The sequence below is a fragment of the Enterobacter sp. EC_64 genome (genome assembly GCF_019584165.1).
In the GTDB taxonomy this organism is placed as follows: Bacteria; Pseudomonadota; Gammaproteobacteria; order Enterobacterales; family Enterobacteriaceae; genus Enterobacter; species Enterobacter roggenkampii.
Genome location: NZ_VDAS01000008.1, coordinates 172,796 through 189,820, shown reverse-complemented (window position 1 = coordinate 189,820; position 17,025 = coordinate 172,796). Strand labels below are relative to the sequence as shown.

Sequence of the window (17,025 nt, the reverse complement as noted above, 5' to 3'; positions counted from 1 at the left end):
AACGGTCTAAATAGGCTGATTCAAGGCATTTACGGGAGAAAAAATCGGCTCAAACATGAAGAAATGAAATGACTGAGTCAGCCGAGAAGAATTTCCCCGCTTATTCGCACCTTCCTTAGTCCTGCATCTGATACAGAATGGATTAAAGGACCGTTTTTCGCTCATAGCTGTCTCTCTTAAAGGTTTTCCATATAATAAAACGCATTCATTAACTCATCTTCTGTGAGTGGCGATATCAGACTTGCGCCTGTATCACTCTCAACCTTCATCAGTAGCTCGCTGCGGGTGATTCCCAATCTATTCGCTACGTGGTTTGCGCAACTCCGTGCGTGTGATGCTCTATGCGCAAGAGGAGCTTCTATGTCTAAGACTTTTCTTTTTGATGATGAATGTGACATTGATTCCTCCTTTAATCGAAATTGCTGTCCAATCAGGCATGATGCGATAAGAAAAAAACTGATGTTTCTTGCGAGCTTCTACCTGAAGGGGAAAGAGCGCCTCAAATAAAACTTCGTAAACCATAATAGCTGAAGTTGGTGATCGTGTCCGCTCTTCAAACATAACGGCCGTTGCCGACCAAATTCTCTGATTTCATGCTCATGTTATCGGTTTAGCGTCCGATAAATAATGTAAACTAGCGTAGTTTGAATGAGGGAAAAGGATGAGGGAACTAGCTGAATTAATTGATAAAAAGAGATCTGGCTGGCATTCAGTGAAACAATGGCTGCAAGAAGCAAGCAATAGCTATGAAGTCTTACCTTGTAACCTTGCGCAAGCTCGCGCTGATTTACATCAGCTTCAGATAACTACTTTCTCTCCGCTTGGGGCAATTTCATATGAAACGGGAGGAATACTCATTGATAATGGTTGGTTACGAATTTTAGGCTCAGGTCACACCAGACTGTCAAGAAGTCTGGCTTCATGGACGCAATTGGTAACTGCTGGTCAGACATTTCAGGCATTATTAATTGCTGATGATGCATCTGGAGGTTTTTTTGCACTTAACGGGGGAGAATTAGGTAAAGATCTCGGTGGGATATATTACTTTGCTCCCGATACTCTTGAATGGGAGAGCCTCGATACCCACTATTCAGGTTTTCTGCATTGGGCACTTTGCGGAGATTTGGATTTATTCTATAAAAATGTACGCTGGACGGGTTGGCGCGAAGAGATGGCTTTAATGAATTGTAATCTCGTTTATTCTTTCTATCCTTTTCTCTGGACCGAACAGCAGTTGTCTGTAGAAAAGCGTTCGCGAGTTACGATACCTGTTGAAAAGCACTGGGCACTTTGCCTGGATTTACAACATCAATTAACCAACATGCAGAGCGACGATTTGCTTCCTCCTTGATTAACCAACGTGATAAATGTTTAGAGAATAAGCTAATTTTTATATAAATGATTTTTATTGAATGAGTAAGTTGATTTAAACCGAAACGGAACGAGAAATGGAAAAAATAACGTGCATGCTTTTTATTACTTTGATGTTAACTTCTTGCGCTGTCAAGAAAAACAACCAAAGTGATATAAGTCCTGAACTGCAAAATAAAATGGGAGTTATGTATGCGAAAGGGCTAGGTGTTGAGGTGGATTACCATAAAGCTTTTGAATTTTACATGAAATCAGCTCTTCGAAATTATGCTCAAGCCCAAAATAATGTGGCATTTTGTTATGTTTCTGGACAAGGGGTTAAAAAAGATTATTCAAAAGCGATGGAGTGGTATTTAAAAGCCGCACAACAAAACCATGCTGAAGCTCAAAATAACATTGGCGTCATGTATGAAAAAGCAGAGGGTATACCGCAAGATTATGCTCAGGCTATGACGTGGTATCTTAAAGCGGCCAGTAACGGTAATGCCAATGCTAAAAAAAATATTGGAAATCTTTATTACTATGGGAAAGGAGTGCCGCAAGATTATGCAAAAGCTATGGAGTGGTATGAAAGCATTAAAAACACTGATATTTACTTACCAGAGTGATAAGCCTCCCCATGCAGTTTGCCTGGATGGATATAGTTTCAGTTATTGAGGTATGTCTTTTCTTTGCTTAAAGCGGACCTTGCCCGCTTTTCTACCCTTTCCCTATCATGAGCGGAGGGTGATAGCCTCCGCTCAGTTTTGATGCCGGGACGTTGAACAATAGAGCTCTGCATGCACAGGCATCAAATGATGAAGCCACACGTGCTTTTATCTGATAAACGTTCTTTTTACGCGAACAGATGTTATGAAATAAGGAATCCAAATCAAAGCTGTTATCACGTTTCTAAAAATTGGCACAAGTTCATTATAGCCAATTTCAGCGCCAGGAATTAATATGTAAAGCAAGTAGGTATTAAATGACATTGTCGTCACGATTGATATTAAAAACAAAATATAAAGCTTTGGTAGCGATTTCTTCTTTTTTAGGAAAAATGAAAGAACGGTGACTGTAAAAAGAAATTCGCCTATATAAATAACCAGGGAAAGCATGAAGAAGATTTTTGCATTTGCATTCAAATGCGAATAGTTTTCTATCGTAAATTTAAATGCATCTGTCATTGCAAAAAGATAGGAAGCAGCAGTAACCACTAATCCTATAAGGGGTAAAAAAAGAAAACCTCCAATTTTCCTGAAACTTTTATCTTCACAACTGTCGCAAAACTCTCTGTCCTGAGGTATTTCGACCCCACACTTTATGCATCCCCATTCCATATATGGACCTTTGAAGTATTTTATAATTCACAATAGATTAAACGAAGTCTATTACAAACGCAACTGACTGATAAATAAGTATGCTGTGCAGGTAACTTTTTCGAGTAAATTTGTGTTAAGGGGGGATTCCCGCAGCATAGATATTCATTCTAAATCCCTACCAGGGACCGCTCTTTGCTAATAACGGTTCCTCAAACATTTCTTCCCGGTAGTTCTCGTCCGGAAACGGATATTTAAAGCGAAGTGCTAACGCTGAACGCCATAAGGTTATCTGTTGCACTTCAGTCCAGCTTCTCGATATTCAACCTAACCGCTTTCAGCGTTCTCCTGCGGATCCAGCCGCTGCCCGCCCGGATTATCAGCCAGTAAGCCGCCATCCTGAGCCGGGTGCTTCTGTCCGGGCAATAGACGAACGTTTCTGTATTGAGTTCATGCTGCCCTGGCGCCAATTCCGTTACCTGATAGCGTAGCAACAATGTCGCGCTGCCCGGCGTCACTGACGTCTGAAAAGCGCTGACATCCGGTACTTTTTCCAGACCAAAATCTGAACGCCAGAACTGTCCTCGCAAGCCATAGCAGAGCTCAGATGCTGAGTTTTTCAAAAGGGTAAAACTGTGCAGGCCAAAGTTGCCGATGGAGTTAGCCTGCTGATTACGCAGAAATTTCTGCGGTAATTGCCGTAAAAACATCAGCCGCCGAATGACGACATCTTGCCGGACGTCAAAGTTGGCAATCAACGGCAGAATATGTTCGGGATGCGCAGTATGAATGACCGTTCGGTGTTTTTCATGAAACTGGAACTGAGGTAAAAAAGCGGGGACATCCTGCCACTGAGCAAGCGCTTTGCGGGTTACGAATCCAGGATTCAGCATTTCTCTTCCTTGTCATCCCTTGAGTGCAGCCAGAGTATCAGATGGCGTTCCGCAAGCAATTACCAGGAAAAGAGAGGGGTATCTGGCCGAAATCGTCCCCCGTCCGCAGCAGCAGAATTCCGGCCTTCCATCACCCGCCTCAGTGCGTCGCGATATACGGCTCCTTCACAAACTCCGCCAGCAGCCAGACCATATCATGCAGTAGCCCGGTGAGTTCTTTCGCCACGCTTGCAGGCAGTGTCCCGCCCATCACCGCCAGCGTTAACGCCAGAGCATAATCCACCTGCAACGCCGTCTCCTGCCAGCAGTCCGGCACGCAGGAAACGATCTTCTCCCCCGCGATGAGTCGTTCAACCAGATGTGGGGGCAGTTCCGTATCGCAGCGTTCACGCAGGCGTTTAAGCAGTGCCAGCAAGCGCTCGCAAAGTATAGAAAATGTCACGGGATCGTCAGTTTCCACCAGCACGCTCACGCAGCCGGCGCAGGTGTCAGCCAGTTCGAAGAGATCTGCGGAATCGCAAAGTTGAAGATCGATGAGGTGGTGAACAGCGCATTCTTCAGAGAGCGCATAAGAAAACTCAGGGACAGTAGCCATTTAGCATCCTCTTTAAGTAAAAATGTCACGTTATGCTAACGGGTTCCTACGCCCGGTTACGGATGGGCCGCAACGCAGGCACTTTACGGCGGTGAAAAAAGGATGGAAAGGGGATAACCCTGAATTACATAAGGTTGCTTGCAGGTTTGCGAGGCGGCTTCCAGAAGGGCATTGCCGGGTGGCGGCTACGCCTTACCCGGCCTACAAAAACCACCAACCAAACCGGCCGCTACCCCTCGCTCATCATCGCCAGAAACCGCTTCACCGTCCGCGAGCGTTCAAAGCGCCGCCAGCAGAGCGCGATATCGGTGTAAAGCTCCGGCGAGCTCAGCGCGTGGTAGGTGACATTCGGCGGAGAAATGGCCGCCATCGATTTCGGCACCAGCGCAAACCCGCCGCCGGCGGAAACCATGCTCAGGGAGGATGAAAGCTGTGACGACTGCAGCGCGTGCTGCACGTCGATCCCGGCCCGCTCGCAGCAGCCGTGAACCCGGTCGTACAGGCCGGGCGCGACCTCCTGCGGGAACAACACCACCGGCGTATCCCGAAGCTGCTCTAACGCCAGCGAATCGCACGCCGCCAGCGGATGGTCGCGATGCAGCGCCACCACCATCGGCTCCCGGTCGAGGATGGTTAACTCGAACGCCTTGCTGCTCTCGCACGGCAGGCGCACGAAGGCGATATCCAGTTCACCCTCCGCCAGCATCGTCGTCAGCGACGACATATTGGCTTCCACCTGGTGAACCTGCACCGCCATGTTCTGCACCTGAAACTGGCGAATCAGTGCGAAAATTTTGGGATGAAAAGCATCGGATCTGGTGATGCCAATCGACAGGTTACCGTTCAGCCCGCGCGCGATGCCGCGGGCTTTCTCCAGCGCGGCGTCGCTCAGCGCCAGGATCTTGCAGGCGTCCTCGTAGAAGGCTTCTCCCGCTTCGGTCAGCTCCACGCCCCGCGTCAGGCGCCTGAACAGCGGCGTGCCCACTTCCTCTTCGAGCCGTTTGATCTGCTGACTCAGAGGAGGCTGCGAAATACCCAGCGCTTCGGCCGCCCTGGTGAAGTGTCGCTCGCGTGCTACCGCGACAAAATACCGCAGATAACGAAGTTCCATATCTAAAACGTCTCAAACCAGCATGGTTTCTATATTGGAACTCTCTGCTGAATCGGGTCAACATTTATTTAACCTTTCTAAATAAAGTTGAAGAGGACGAGCATGATGGTGCATTCATCTGCCTGCGACTGTGAAGCTAGCTTGTGCGAGACCCTGCGCGGGTTCTCCGCCCAGCATCCTGACAGCGTGATCTATCAGACATCGCTAATGAGCGCCCTGCTAAGCGGCGTGTATGAAGGAGAGACCACCATCGCCGATCTGCTGGCACACGGTGATTTTGGTCTGGGCACCTTCAACGAGCTGGACGGCGAAATGATTGCCTTCAGCAGCCAGGTGTACCAGCTGCGCGCCGACGGCAGCGCCCGGGCCGCGAAGCCGGAGCAGAAAACGCCGTTCGCGGTGATGACCTGGTTCCAGCCGCAGTACCGTAAAACCTTCGACGCGCCGGTCAGCCGTCAGCAGATCCACGACGTCATCGACCAGCAGATCCCCTCCGATAACCTGTTCTGCGCGCTGCGCATTGACGGCAACTTCCGCCATGCCCACACCCGCACCGTACCGCGCCAGACGCCGCCGTACCGCGCGATGACCGACGTGCTGGACGACCAGCCGGTGTTCCGCTTTAACCAGCGCGAAGGGGTGCTGGTCGGGTTCCGCACGCCGCAGCATATGCAGGGGATCAACGTGGCGGGTTACCACGAACACTTCATCACCGACGACCGTCAGGGCGGGGGCCATCTGCTTGACTACCAGCTGGAGAGCGGCGTGCTCACCTTCGGTGAAATTCACAAGCTGATGATTGACCTGCCCGCCGACAGCGCCTTTTTACAGGCCAACCTTCACCCCAGCAATCTGGATGCGGCTATCCGTGCCGTCGAAAACTAACAGGAGAACTACCGTGAACAGTGAGAAACAGTCACGTCAGTGGGCGCACGGCGCCGATTTGGTTGTCGGCCAGCTGGAAGCGCAGGGCGTGAAGCAGGTGTTCGGGATCCCGGGGGCGAAAATCGACAAGGTCTTTGACTCTCTGCTGGACTCCTCCATTGAGATCATCCCGGTGCGCCACGAGGCGAACGCGGCGTTTATGGCGGCGGCGGTAGGGCGGTTGACCGGCAAGGCCGGGGTGGCGCTGGTCACTTCCGGGCCGGGCTGCTCGAACCTGATCACCGGCATTGCTACCGCCAACAGCGAAGGCGACCCGGTGGTGGCGCTGGGCGGGGCGGTGAAGCGGGCGGATAAAGCCAAGCTGGTGCACCAGAGCATGGACACCGTCGCCATGTTCAGCCCGGTCACCAAATACGCCGTGGAGGTGAGTGCGCCGGACGCGATTGCCGAGGTGGTATCGAATGCGTTTCGCGCCGCCGAGCACGGCAGGCCGGGGGGCGCGTTCGTCAGCCTGCCGCAGGATATTGTCGACCAGCCCGCTACGGGGGCGATTTTACCCGCCAGCGGTCCCGCGCTGATGGGCCCCGCACCGGAATCCGCTATCAATGACGTGGCGAAGCTTATCGAAAAGGCCAAAAACCCGGTCATCCTGCTGGGGCTGATGGCGAGCCAGCCCGCCAACAGCGCGGCGCTGCGCACGCTGCTGGAGAAAAGCCGTATTCCGGTCACCAGCACCTATCAGGCCGCCGGGGCGGTGAACCAGGAACACTTCACCCGCTTCGCCGGACGCGTCGGTCTGTTCAATAACCAGGCGGGCGACAGGCTGCTCCATCTGGCGGACCTGATTATCTGCATCGGCTACAGCCCGGTGGAGTACGAGCCGTCCATGTGGAACAGCGGCGACGCCACGCTGGTGCACATCGACGTGCTGCCTGCCTATGAAGAGCGTAACTACGTGCCGGATCTGGAGCTGGTGGGGGACATCGCCGAAACGCTGAATCAGCTCGCGAACCGTATCGATCACAAGCTGGAGCTGAGCCAGCGGGCCTCCGAAATTCTGGTCGACCGCCAGCATCAGCGCGATCTGCTCGATCGCCGCGGCGCCTCGCTCAACCAGTTCGCCCTGCATCCGCTGCGCATCGTGCGGGCCATGCAGGACATCGTGAATAACGATGTGACGCTCACCGTGGATATGGGCAGCTTCCACATCTGGATCGCCCGCTACCTCTACAGCTTCCGGGCGCGTCAGGTGATGATCTCCAACGGCCAGCAGACCATGGGCGTCGCGCTGCCGTGGGCCATTGGCGCGTGGCTGGTCAACCCGGGCCGCAAGGTGGTGTCGGTCTCCGGTGACGGCGGCTTCCTGCAGTCAAGCATGGAGCTGGAAACCGCGGTGCGCCTCAACGCTAACGTGCTGCACATCATCTGGGTGGATAACGGCTACAACATGGTTGCCATTCAGGAAGAGAAAAAATACCAGCGTCTTTCCGGCGTCGAGTTCGGCCCGGTCGATTTCAAAGTCTATGCCGACGCCTTTGGCGCGAAAGGCTTTGCCGTGGAGAGCGCCGACGCGCTCGAACCCACGCTGCGCGCGGCGATGGATGTGGATGGCCCGGCCGTGGTGGCCATTCCCGTCGACTACAGCGATAACCCGCTGCTGATGGGCCAGCTCCATCTCAGCCAGATTTTGTGACTCAACATAAGGACAGAGAAATGCAAAAAGTTGCTCTCGTAACAGGCTCAGGCCAGGGGATTGGTAAAGCAATTGCGCTTCGCCTGGTGAAGGATGGCTTTGCCGTCGCCATCGCCGACTATAACGCGGAAACGGCCAGAGCCGTGGCCGATGAAATTATCCGTAACGGCGGTAACGCCGTCGCCGTGAAGGTAGACGTTTCTGACCGCGAGCAGGTATTTGCGGCGGTGGAGAAAGCCCGCACCGCGCTGGGCGGTTTCCACGTGATCGTTAACAACGCCGGGGTTGCGCCGTCCACGCCAATCGAATCCATCACGCCGGAGATTGTCGACAAGGTCTACAACATCAACGTGAAAGGGGTGATCTGGGGCATTCAGGCCGCGATTGACGCGTTTCGTAAAGAAGGGCACGGCGGGAAAATCATCAACGCTTGTTCCCAGGCGGGCCACACCGGTAACCCGGAGCTGGCCGTCTACAGTTCCAGTAAATTCGCGGTGCGCGGCCTAACTCAGACCGCCGCGCGGGATCTTGCTCCGCTGGGGATCACCGTTAACGCCTACTGCCCGGGCATCGTGAAAACGCCGATGTGGGCGGAGATCGACCGTCAGGTCTCTGAGGCGGCGGGTAAACCGCTCGGCTACGGAACCGAGACTTTTGCCAAACGCATTACGCTTGGCCGCCTGTCCGAGCCGGAAGATGTCGCCGCCTGCGTCTCATACCTGGCAGGACCGGACTCTGACTACATGACAGGCCAGTCTCTGCTCATCGATGGTGGGATGGTGTTCAACTAAATTCTAATAAGCTCTGACATGAGTTTTCCCCTGCCCCCGTGCAGGGGCTTTTTTTTGTCTCCTCCGTCATTGTGCATTACACTGCGCGCTGCAAAACTTTAGTCATTACGATCTGACAGGCGGTAACAGCGATGAACGGTACAATCACAACGTGGTTTAAAGATAAAGGCTTTGGATTTATCAAAGATGAAAACGGCGACAACCGCTATTTTCATGTGATTAAGGTCGCGAACCCCGATCTGATTAAGAAAGATGCCGCGGTGACCTTCGAGCCTACCACCAACAACAAAGGCCTTTCCGCCTATGCGGTGAAGGTGATCCCCGAAAGCAAACATCTCTATATCGCAGGCGAGCGCGTAAAGCTCACCTCGATCAAATCCTTCGTGGTGTTCAGCGAAGAAGAGCCCGTTGATACCAAAATCGACAAAGAGAACGCGGTGCTGTCGGTGGGCCTGCTGATGAACAGCATCAAGCCAAAATCCGATAAAAAGCCGGGCGAAATGCGCACGGTGAAGAAGCTGGCGATCACCACCTTCCAGAATACGACGCTGATCTTCACCGAAGATGAGATCGACATCGATGCCACGGTGAAGCTGCTGAAGTAATTGTTTGCCGGGTGGCGGCACGCCTTACCCGGCCTACGAAAAACCATCAACGCGGCACGAAACGTAGGCCCGGTAAGCGCAGCGCCACCGGGCACCGCCGCACGCACTTAACCCATCCTGTGCTCGCCCCGTAACATCGCCTCACGGTCAAACACCTTCTGGATCTTCCCGTGCGCCATCAATGCCGCCCGGTCGGACATATGGGCAATCACGTCCGCGTCGTGGCTCACCAGCAGATACGTCATCTCATGCTCGGCCTTCAGGCGGTTAAGCAGGTTCAGGATTTCCGCCTGCACCGACATATCCAGCGCCGAGGTCGGCTCGTCCAGCAGCAGTAGCTGCGGGCGCAGCAGCAGCGCGCGGGCAATGGCAACGCGCTGACGCTGGCCGCCGGAAAGCTGGTGCGGATAGCGCCTGCCCGCGTCGGCGGAGAGCCCCACTTCGTGCAGCGCATTGGCCACCTTCTCCGCGACCTGCGTCTCGCCGCGAATGTTCAACGGCTCCGACAGCGTGCGAGAAATCGTGTGGTTGGGATGCAGCGACGCCCACGGATCCTGAAACACCATCTGCACGTTGCGGCGAAGCTCGCCTTCAAAGCGTCGCCCTGGCGTTAACGCTTCTCCCAGTAGCGCAATACTGCCGCGCCACTCGCGCTGCAGCCCCGCCAGCACGCGCAGAAGGGTCGATTTCCCGCAGCCGGATTCACCGATCAGGCTGAACGTCTCGCCTTTCTCAATGCTAAAGCTGGCGGCCGAAACCGCCGTTTTTTCCCCGAAGGCGACCTGCACCTGGTTAACCTCAACGATCGCCATCGCTGGCCTCCTTCCACGGCTGCGAACGGTCGAGCGTCGGCAGCATCTGCCCATAGGTATGGGCGTCTGGACGACATGTCCACAGGGTGCGCGTGTACGGATGCGTCGCCTGCGGGAGCCGGCTTGCCGCCATCTCATCGACCTTTTCGCCCTGATACATCACCAGCACGCGGTCGCAGTGCTCCGCCACCAGCGGCAGATCGTGGCTGATGAGCAGCATCGCCATCTGGCGTTCTTCGCACTGCTGCACCAGCAGCTCGAGGATCTGGTTGCGCAGGCGGGCGTCCAGCGCGGAGGTCGGTTCGTCGGCAATCAGCACCTGCGGGTTGTTGATCAGCGCCATCGCAATCATCACCCGCTGGCCCATGCCTCCGGAAAGTTCGCCGGGATAGCGTGACAGCACGTTCTCGCCCAGCCCGACGGCGCGGAGGATGTCGTAAATACGCGCCGCACGCTCCGGGCGCGGCAGGCGCTGATGCAGCGTGAGCGCCTCATCAAGCTGGGCGGCGACGCTTTTGACGGGGTTAAGGGCGTAGCGCGGGTCCTGCAGGACCATCGCAATGCCGTTACCGCGCAGCGCCTGCCAGCGACGGGCGTTCAGGGTCAGCAGATCGTTGCCAAGCACGTTGAGCCGGTTGGCGCTTACGATACCGGGTTTACGCACCAGACCCATCAGGGCGCGGGCGGACATGGACTTGCCGGAGCCGGATTCCCCCACCAGCGCCAGCCGCTCGTTGCCAAGCGTAAAGCTCAGGTTGTTGACCACGCGTGCGGCGGGGTAGTCGATATTCAGCGCATCGACGATGACGCGGTGTTCAGTCATGCTGTGGCTCCAGTACATCGCGCAGGCCATCGCCCAGCAGGTTAAACGCCAGGCTGGCAAACAGAATCGCTCCGCCCGGAATAGCGGCAATCCACCACTGGTCGAAAATCACCTGCATGCCGTCGGCAATCATCGCCCCCCATTCGGCCATGGGCGGCCGTGCGCCAAGGCCGAGGAAGCCGAGACCGGCGGCGGCCAGAATAATCCCCGCCAGATCCAGCGCCAGCCGCACAATCGCGGACGGCAGGCACAGGGGCAGAATATGGCCGACCAGCAGGCGCGGGCCGCGGATCCCCATCATCTCCGCGGCGGCCAGATAATCGCTGTGGCGCAGACGCTGAATCTCGCTCCGGGCCTGACGCGCGTAGGCCGGCCAGGTGGTTAAGGCCAGCGCCAGCGCGCCGTTGACCAGCCCCGGGCCGAGCATCGCCACAAACGCGAAGGCGAGGATCAGGCGCGGCATCGACATCACCACGTCGGTAAAGCGCATCAGGACTCGCTCCAGCCAGCCGCCGTAGTAGCCGGACAGGATCCCCACCAGCAGCCCGGCGGGCAGGGTAATGACCGTTACTAAGGCCACCAGCCCGAGCGCCGGACGGGTGCCGTAAATCAGGCGCGAGAGCAGATCCCGCCCGTAGCCGTCGGTGCCCAGCCAGTGCTGGTCGTTCGGTGCCTGCAGGCGCGCGGCGGCGTCCTGCCAGTTCGGATCAACCGGTGCCAGCCAGGGCGCGAACAGGGCAATAAACACCAGCAGCGCGAGGGCAATCAGCCCGCAAACGGCGGCAGGGGAGCGGCGCAGGCGGCGTAAGAAGAGATAAAACGGCATCAGCGCACCCTGGGATCGGTCGCCCGCACAAGCAGGTCGGTAAGGTTATTGATCAGCACAAAGCAGACGCCAATCAGCAGCGTGCCGCCCATGACCGCGGTGGTGTCTCCGGCGAACAGGGCGGTGGTGAGATAGCGTCCGATGCCCGGCCACGAGAAGACGGTTTCGGTTAATACCGCACCTTCCAGCATGCTGGTATAGGCCAGGGCGATCACCGTCAGCAGGGTGCTGCGAATGTTCGGCAGCACGTGGCGCAGCAGAATGGTCATCTCCCCGGCGCCCTTGGCGCGGGCAAGCAGGATGTACTCCTTGTTCATTTCGCTGAGGCAGGCGGAGCGGGTCAGACGGGTAATGCTCGCCAGCGAGTAGTACGCCAGCAGCAGCACCGGCAGCACCAGGTGGCTGATGGCGTTGCGGAATGCCTCGCGATCGCCGGAAAGCCAGGTATCTATCAGCGCAAAGCCGGTGCGCGGCTCGACGGTAAACTGCCAGATGTCGTCAAGCCTGCCGGGGCCCGCGCTCCACTGCAGCTTCGCGTAGAACAGGGCCAGCATAAGCAGGCCGAGCCAGAAAATCGGCACCGAGTTGCCGAGCAGGGTGAGCGTTCTGATCGCTAAGTCCAGTGGCGAACCGGCGTAGCGGGCGCACAGCACACCCGCAATCACGCCGAGTATCGTGCCGATAATTAGCGCCAGCGTTGCCAGCTCCAGCGTGGCGGGGAAGGCGTGCAGCAGATCCTGCAGCACCGGCTGCCCGGTGGCGCTGGCGGTGCCTAAATCACCGTGGGCGAGGCTCTGCAGATAGTGCCAGAACTGCACGGGCAGCGGTCGATCCAGCCCGAGCTGGTGACGAACCTGATCGTACGTGGACTGGCTGGCGTGATCGCCGACGATCTGCAGCACGCGATCGACCGGTGAAAACGCCGAGAGCGCAAAGGTGACGAGCAGCAGCCCGAAGAGCGTCAGCAGCAGGGTCAGCAGACCCTGAAGCACGCGGGTGGAAAGATGTGGCATGGAAAATCTCTTCATGCCGGGTGGCGGCTTCGCCTTACCCGGCCTACAAAAACCGAGAACACAGGCCGGGTAAGCGCAGCGCCACCCGGCAACAAGGGCTACTTCGTGACGCGATCGTACCAGACCATATCCGCGTTCAGCCCCTGCTGATACCCCTTCACGTTATCGCGCACCACGATCTGGGTTTTGCCCTGATCGACGAACACGTACGGCGAGCTTTGCTGCAGCTGCTCCTGCATTTTCTTGTACAGATCCAGACGTTTCGCCGGATCCGGCTCGGCTACCGCCGCCAGCGTGGCCTTGTTCAGCTCCGGGATTTTCCAGCCGTTCAGACCGGCCACGGTGCTGGACTTCCCGTCGTTCCACGCGAAGGCGCTGGCGTTGGAGTGCGCGTCGAAGTAGTCCGGGATCCACAGACGAATCGCCGCCTGATGCTGCTTAGCGCGCACGCGGGCATAGACCTGGCTCCCGGCGGCAGGCAGCAGATCCACCTTCACGCCACCCTGCGCAAAGCTCGCCTGCATCGACTGGGCAATAGTGTTAAACGGCGGCTTGTTCTCCACGTCCAGCGTGAAGTGCGCGTCCTTAATGCCCGCTTTGGCAAGAATGGCTTTCGCTTTTGCCGGGTCAAATTTAAACGGATTGTCTTCCAGCGCGCCCGGCAGGCCGACCGGCAGGAAGCTCTGGTGAACAAAATACTGGCCTTTCAGCAGGTTCTTCGTGATGCCGTCATAGTCGACCAGCCAGCGCGACGCTTCCCAGAACGCCGGGTTGTTAAGCAGCGGATTGGCGCTGTTGCCGGTGTTAAACACCAGGTAATTCTGCTCGGCGGACGGAATGCTCAGCACCTTCACGCCCGGCTTGCCGTCCAGGGCGCTAATCTGGTCTGCACCCAAATCGCGCGCCACGTCCGCATCCCCCTGCTGGATCAGCAGGCGGCGTGAAGCGGGGTCGGGGACGTTCTTAATGATGATGCTTTTGAGCTTCGGCGCGCCGCCGGGGGCGGAATCGTTGGCTTCCAGCACGATGGCCTGATGCGGCTGATAGACGCGCATTTTGAACGCGCCGCTGCCCGCCGAGTGCATTTTCAGCCACGCGTTACCGAAGTCGTTATCCTTGACGTTCGCGGCGACCTCTTTTTCATCGACGATAGAGGCAATCGGCGTGGAGAGGATATTCAGCGCCACCGACGGGCTGACGTCCGCCGTCCAGTGAAGCTGGAGGGTATGATCGTCCACCTTTTTCAGCTGGCTGGCGATGTTGCTCGCGTCCCAGCCCAGCACGTTGAGGATAAAGGCCGGGGATTTGTTCAGCGTCACGGCGCGGGTATAAGAGAAGATCGCGTCTTCCGGGCGCAGCGGGTTGCCGGAGGCGAATGTCGCATCGGGTTTAAGCTTTATGGTCAGGGTTTTTGCTGCCGCGTCCGCGTCCCAGCTTTCTGCCAGAACCGGCGTGATTTTTTCCGGATTATCGCGGTCCGGCTGCACCAGACGCTGGTACAGGCTCGGCACGGTCTGGATGCTGGAGAGCTCGTTGGCTTCGGCCGGGTCGAGGCTCACGATGTCATCAAGCCCCTGGGCAACCACCAGCGTGTTGGGCGGCGTAGCGGCGTGGGCGGCGCCTGAGAGCGCAGCCAGCACCAGTAACGGCAACAGTTTTTTTGTCATAGCGATCCCTGAGAAGAATATATTGTGATTGTTTTATGCTCCGCTACGTTAGGGCGACTGTGACATTCCACAAAGTCGAAATTCAGCTTTACTTATGCCTTCCGGGAATATCGCATGCGCTCGGGCTATTAAAACACGCGGCTTTTCGCCTGCTTTTTAACCTGCTATAACAAATGCCTTACCTTTCAGGGAGTCACCGCCGTGCCCGAAATCAATCAACATGGTCAAACCGTTAACGATATCGTTCCCGACTGGAAAGGCGCGCGCGCGTTAACCCGCACGCCGCTGTTCGGCCAGTATTGTCGCCTGGAGCCGCTGGACGCCGATCGCCACGCGGCCGATCTCTTTGAGGCCTACGCGCTGGGTGACGACAGCGACTGGACGTGGCTTGCCAGCACGCAGCCCACGAGCGTGGAAGCCACCGCGCACTGGATCATGGCGAAGGTCATGGACGATGAGCTGGTGCCGTTTGCCGTCATTGACTTACGCAACGAACGGGCGGTGGGGCTGGTGAGCTATATGGCCAACGAGCGGCTGCTGGGGTCGGTGGAAATTGGTCACGTCACCTGGTCGCGCAAAATGAAAGGTTCCCGCATCGGCACCGAAACGGTGTGGCTGCTGCTGAAAAATGCGTTTGAGCACGGCTACCGGCGCCTCGAGTGGAAGTGCGATTCCATGAACGTGGCGTCGCGCAGGGCGGCGGAGCGGCTGGGGTTTGTCTGGGAAGGACGCCTGCGCCAGAAGCTGGTGCGCAAAGGGCGCAACCGCGACAGCGATATGCTTTCTATTATTGACGGCGAATGGCCGCAAAGAGACGCGGAGCTGCGCGCCTGGCTGGTGGCAGAGAATTTTGACGAGGAAGGGCGGCAGATAAAGCGGCTTGAGGCGTTTCGGTTATAAGTTTTTTATGTAGGGTACAGCGTAAACACGCGGTTAATCCGCGGAAATCGCGATTTCAATCAGGTTGGTTTTTCCTGACTGCAGGCCGCGCGTTACCGCTTCGGCGATATCCGCAGCCTCGGTCACCCGGCAGCAGTGGACGCCCATGGCGGTGGCCAGCGACTGAAAATCGATATGCGGGTTCACCAGGTCCATCCCGATAAAACGCCCCAGCCGCGTTGAGCTGTAGTCAGCCTGGCTCTTCATAAAGTTTTTCAGGATGTTGTACTCCCTGTTATTCATGACGATAAAGGTGACCGGCAGATTTTCGTGTGCCGCCGTCCAGAGCGCCTGCGGCGAGTACAGGGAGGCTCCGTCTCCAACTAAACACACTACCGGCTCGCGGCCCAGCCCCAGCGAGTGACCTACTGCTGCGGGCATCCCCCAGCCCAGTCCGCCGCCGCGCATAAAGTAGTAGCGCTGGTGCTGCTGGTCAGAGATGAACCGGCGGACATGCCTGGCGGTCGCTATCGCCTCATCCACGATGGTGGTACCCGCCGGAATGGATCGGATGACTTCCCAGGCTGCGACCATCGGCGAAAGGGCCGGGCGTAGCCGCTCGACGGCCAGACGTTCCTCCTGCTGCTGCCACTCCTTCTCTCGTTCGTCGCGGGCCGCCACCAGCAGCCGCTGGTGGGCCAGCGTGCTGGCGATCAGGCGCTGCTTAAGCTTTGGCAGCAGTTCGTGCAGGGACAGTTTGATATCCCCCATCACCGAAAGGCGAGTGGCATAGGTGCGGCCAAGCTCGTGCATATCCGCCGAGAGCTGGTACACCGCGCAGGTCGCCGGAATAGCCTCGCCCTCGCTGTACAAAATGGTGATCAGGCTTCTGCCGCCGATGATGAATACGGCATCGTAGGCATTGATGATGCTGGCGATTTCGCTGGCGGTGGTGGGCATATTGCCCCGCCAGAGCGCGTGCTGGGTGGGAAAAGGTAAATTCAGCGGCCAGGAGGAGCCGTAGACGTGGGCGCTGAGCGCTTCCGCCAGCTCGACAATCTCCTGCGTCGAGCCGCTGGAGTGCACCTCATCGCCCGCCACAATCATGATCCTGCCCGGCGCGATCTCGCTGAGCGCCTCCGCCAGCTCGTCCAGCGAGCCCGCCACGGTGTGGTAGTTCACTCTCGACGCCGTCTGTATCCCGGCATCGCTCAGCTCTTCCATCACGTTCATCGGCAGGGAGAGCAGCACTGGGCCGCCAGGAGGATAGCTGGCAGCGTGAAACGCGCGGCGTACCAGCACCGGAAGCTGGTCGGCGCTGGTGACCTCCTGCGCCCACTTCATGACCGGAGAGCCGATGGAAACAATATCATCATACAGCAGCGGGTCGCGGACGTAGTGTCGCGTATCCTGCTGTCCAACGGTCACCACCAGCGGGGTTTTCATGATCCGCGAATTAATGAGATTCCCCATGCCGTGCCCCAGGCCGCTGGCGGTATGCAAATTGATAAAGCCCGTTTTACCGGAGGCTTTCGCATAGCCGTCGGCAATCGCCACCACGGTGCTCTCCTGAAGCGCCAGAATATAGTGAATATTTTCATGGCGAAGCAGGGCATCAATGAGCGGAAGTTCGGTGGTGCCGGGGTTGCCAAAAATATATTCCACGCCTTCACTCTCCAGCACTTCAAGAAGAATATCGGCACCCGTTCGCATATTGAGATCTGATAAGGACGTTAATGATTTAATCATACTGACACCTCATT

Annotated in this window: 17 protein-coding genes; 7 read left to right on the top strand and 10 right to left on the bottom strand. The window is 56.9% G+C overall.

Annotation, left to right across the window (positions count from 1 at the left end):
- Positions 1-661: 661 nt before the first annotated feature.
- Positions 662-1,351 (top strand): DUF2625 domain-containing protein, encoded by a 690-nt coding sequence (locus FHC52_RS08985; RefSeq protein ID WP_072049806.1) that lies wholly within the window; start codon positions 662-664, stop codon positions 1,349-1,351.
- A 97-nt stretch (positions 1,352-1,448) separates the two neighbouring features.
- The gene (locus FHC52_RS08980; RefSeq protein ID WP_052232718.1) at positions 1,449-1,979 is read left to right on the top strand and encodes a tetratricopeptide repeat protein; all 531 of its coding nucleotides are present in this window, start codon (positions 1,449-1,451) and stop codon (positions 1,977-1,979) included.
- 207 nt (positions 1,980-2,186) lie between these two features.
- Here FHC52_RS08980 and FHC52_RS08975 read toward each other — a convergent pair whose 3' ends face one another.
- The 4 genes from FHC52_RS08975 to FHC52_RS08960 all read right to left on the bottom strand — a co-directional run bounded on the left by FHC52_RS08975 (position 2,187) and on the right by FHC52_RS08960 (position 5,268).
- Entirely contained in the window at positions 2,187-2,690 is a 504-nt protein-coding gene (locus FHC52_RS08975) for a DUF2569 family protein (RefSeq protein WP_063417367.1), read from the bottom strand.
- Between the two features lie 281 nt (positions 2,691-2,971).
- Positions 2,972-3,562, bottom strand: coding sequence for a hypothetical protein (locus FHC52_RS08970; protein WP_023293086.1), 591 nt, complete (start codon positions 3,560-3,562; stop codon positions 2,972-2,974).
- A gap of 139 nt (positions 3,563-3,701) precedes the next feature.
- Positions 3,702-4,157, bottom strand: a complete 456-nt coding sequence (locus FHC52_RS08965; protein ID WP_126288558.1) for a hypothetical protein — start codon at positions 4,155-4,157, stop codon at positions 3,702-3,704.
- Between the two features lie 229 nt (positions 4,158-4,386).
- A complete protein-coding gene (locus FHC52_RS08960) occupies positions 4,387-5,268 on the bottom strand; it encodes a LysR family transcriptional regulator (protein WP_220420036.1) in 882 nt (293 codons plus the stop codon).
- A gap of 105 nt (positions 5,269-5,373) precedes the next feature.
- Between FHC52_RS08960 and budA the strand changes: the two genes are divergently transcribed.
- The 4 genes from budA to FHC52_RS08940 all read left to right on the top strand — a co-directional run bounded on the left by budA (position 5,374) and on the right by FHC52_RS08940 (position 9,242).
- On the top strand, positions 5,374-6,153 hold the full coding sequence (gene budA / locus FHC52_RS08955) for an acetolactate decarboxylase (protein WP_031275271.1): 780 nt from the start codon (positions 5,374-5,376) through the stop codon (positions 6,151-6,153).
- Positions 6,154-6,166: 13 nt separating this feature from the next.
- On the top strand, positions 6,167-7,846 hold the full coding sequence (gene alsS / locus FHC52_RS08950) for an acetolactate synthase AlsS (protein ID WP_021242638.1): 1,680 nt from the start codon (positions 6,167-6,169) through the stop codon (positions 7,844-7,846).
- A gap of 20 nt (positions 7,847-7,866) precedes the next feature.
- Positions 7,867-8,637: a (S)-acetoin forming diacetyl reductase gene (locus FHC52_RS08945; RefSeq protein ID WP_008499406.1), complete on the top strand. Its 771-nt coding sequence runs from the start codon at positions 7,867-7,869 to the stop codon at positions 8,635-8,637.
- Between the two features lie 131 nt (positions 8,638-8,768).
- Positions 8,769-9,242, top strand: a complete 474-nt coding sequence (locus FHC52_RS08940) for a cold-shock protein (RefSeq protein WP_008499407.1) — start codon at positions 8,769-8,771, stop codon at positions 9,240-9,242.
- 107 nt (positions 9,243-9,349) lie between these two features.
- Here FHC52_RS08940 and FHC52_RS08935 read toward each other — a convergent pair whose 3' ends face one another.
- The 5 genes from FHC52_RS08935 to FHC52_RS08915 form a co-directional block, all read right to left on the bottom strand.
- The gene (locus FHC52_RS08935) at positions 9,350-10,054 is read right to left on the bottom strand and encodes an ABC transporter ATP-binding protein (RefSeq protein ID WP_070531367.1); all 705 of its coding nucleotides are present in this window, start codon (positions 10,052-10,054) and stop codon (positions 9,350-9,352) included.
- Entirely contained in the window at positions 10,041-10,877 is an 837-nt protein-coding gene (locus FHC52_RS08930) for an ABC transporter ATP-binding protein (RefSeq protein WP_045352641.1), read from the bottom strand. Before FHC52_RS08930 ends, FHC52_RS08935 begins: the two co-directional genes overlap by 14 nt.
- Positions 10,870-11,703 (bottom strand): ABC transporter permease, encoded by an 834-nt coding sequence (locus FHC52_RS08925; RefSeq protein ID WP_021242637.1) that lies wholly within the window; start codon positions 11,701-11,703, stop codon positions 10,870-10,872. The genes FHC52_RS08930 and FHC52_RS08925 overlap by 8 nt, the downstream gene beginning before the upstream one ends.
- Positions 11,703-12,716 carry an ABC transporter permease gene (locus FHC52_RS08920; protein ID WP_044597034.1) on the bottom strand — a complete coding sequence of 338 codons (1,014 nt, stop codon included), beginning with the start codon at positions 12,714-12,716 and terminating at the stop codon, positions 11,703-11,705. Before FHC52_RS08920 ends, FHC52_RS08925 begins: the two co-directional genes overlap by 1 nt.
- Before the next feature lie 98 nt (positions 12,717-12,814).
- Positions 12,815-14,383 carry an ABC transporter substrate-binding protein gene (locus FHC52_RS08915; protein WP_220420035.1) on the bottom strand — a complete coding sequence of 523 codons (1,569 nt, stop codon included), beginning with the start codon at positions 14,381-14,383 and terminating at the stop codon, positions 12,815-12,817.
- 201 nt (positions 14,384-14,584) lie between these two features.
- Between FHC52_RS08915 and FHC52_RS08910 the strand changes: the two genes are divergently transcribed.
- Positions 14,585-15,283: a GNAT family N-acetyltransferase gene (locus FHC52_RS08910; protein ID WP_220420034.1), complete on the top strand. Its 699-nt coding sequence runs from the start codon at positions 14,585-14,587 to the stop codon at positions 15,281-15,283.
- A gap of 33 nt (positions 15,284-15,316) precedes the next feature.
- Here the strand turns inward: FHC52_RS08910 and FHC52_RS08905 are convergent, their stop codons facing one another.
- Positions 15,317-17,011 (bottom strand): thiamine pyrophosphate-binding protein, encoded by a 1,695-nt coding sequence (locus FHC52_RS08905; RefSeq protein ID WP_206805336.1) that lies wholly within the window; start codon positions 17,009-17,011, stop codon positions 15,317-15,319.
- Positions 17,012-17,025: the final 14 nt, after the last annotated feature.

Excerpts from the sequence above, each read along its gene's own strand:
- FHC52_RS08985 (WP_072049806.1), top strand. The coding sequence starts at position 662 with ATGAGGGAACTAGCTGAATTAATTGATAAAAAGAGATCTGGCTGGCAT.
- FHC52_RS08980 (WP_052232718.1), top strand. The coding sequence starts at position 1,449 with ATGGAAAAAATAACGTGCATGCTTTTTATTACTTTGATGTTAACTTCT.
- FHC52_RS08975 (WP_063417367.1), bottom strand. The coding sequence starts at position 2,690 with ATGGAATGGGGATGCATAAAGTGTGGGGTCGAAATACCTCAGGACAGA.
- FHC52_RS08970 (WP_023293086.1), bottom strand. The coding sequence starts at position 3,562 with ATGCTGAATCCTGGATTCGTAACCCGCAAAGCGCTTGCTCAGTGGCAG.
- FHC52_RS08965 (WP_126288558.1), bottom strand. The coding sequence starts at position 4,157 with ATGGCTACTGTCCCTGAGTTTTCTTATGCGCTCTCTGAAGAATGCGCT.
- FHC52_RS08960 (WP_220420036.1), bottom strand. The coding sequence starts at position 5,268 with ATGGAACTTCGTTATCTGCGGTATTTTGTCGCGGTAGCACGCGAGCGA.
- budA (WP_031275271.1), top strand. The coding sequence starts at position 5,374 with ATGGTGCATTCATCTGCCTGCGACTGTGAAGCTAGCTTGTGCGAGACC.
- FHC52_RS08945 (WP_008499406.1), top strand. The coding sequence starts at position 7,867 with ATGCAAAAAGTTGCTCTCGTAACAGGCTCAGGCCAGGGGATTGGTAAA.
- FHC52_RS08940 (WP_008499407.1), top strand. The coding sequence starts at position 8,769 with ATGAACGGTACAATCACAACGTGGTTTAAAGATAAAGGCTTTGGATTT.
- FHC52_RS08935 (WP_070531367.1), bottom strand. The coding sequence starts at position 10,054 with ATGGCGATCGTTGAGGTTAACCAGGTGCAGGTCGCCTTCGGGGAAAAA.
- FHC52_RS08930 (WP_045352641.1), bottom strand. The coding sequence starts at position 10,877 with ATGACTGAACACCGCGTCATCGTCGATGCGCTGAATATCGACTACCCC.
- FHC52_RS08925 (WP_021242637.1), bottom strand. The coding sequence starts at position 11,703 with ATGCCGTTTTATCTCTTCTTACGCCGCCTGCGCCGCTCCCCTGCCGCC.
- FHC52_RS08920 (WP_044597034.1), bottom strand. The coding sequence starts at position 12,716 with ATGCCACATCTTTCCACCCGCGTGCTTCAGGGTCTGCTGACCCTGCTG.
- FHC52_RS08915 (WP_220420035.1), bottom strand. The coding sequence starts at position 14,383 with ATGACAAAAAAACTGTTGCCGTTACTGGTGCTGGCTGCGCTCTCAGGC.
- FHC52_RS08905 (WP_206805336.1), bottom strand. The coding sequence starts at position 17,011 with ATGATTAAATCATTAACGTCCTTATCAGATCTCAATATGCGAACGGGT.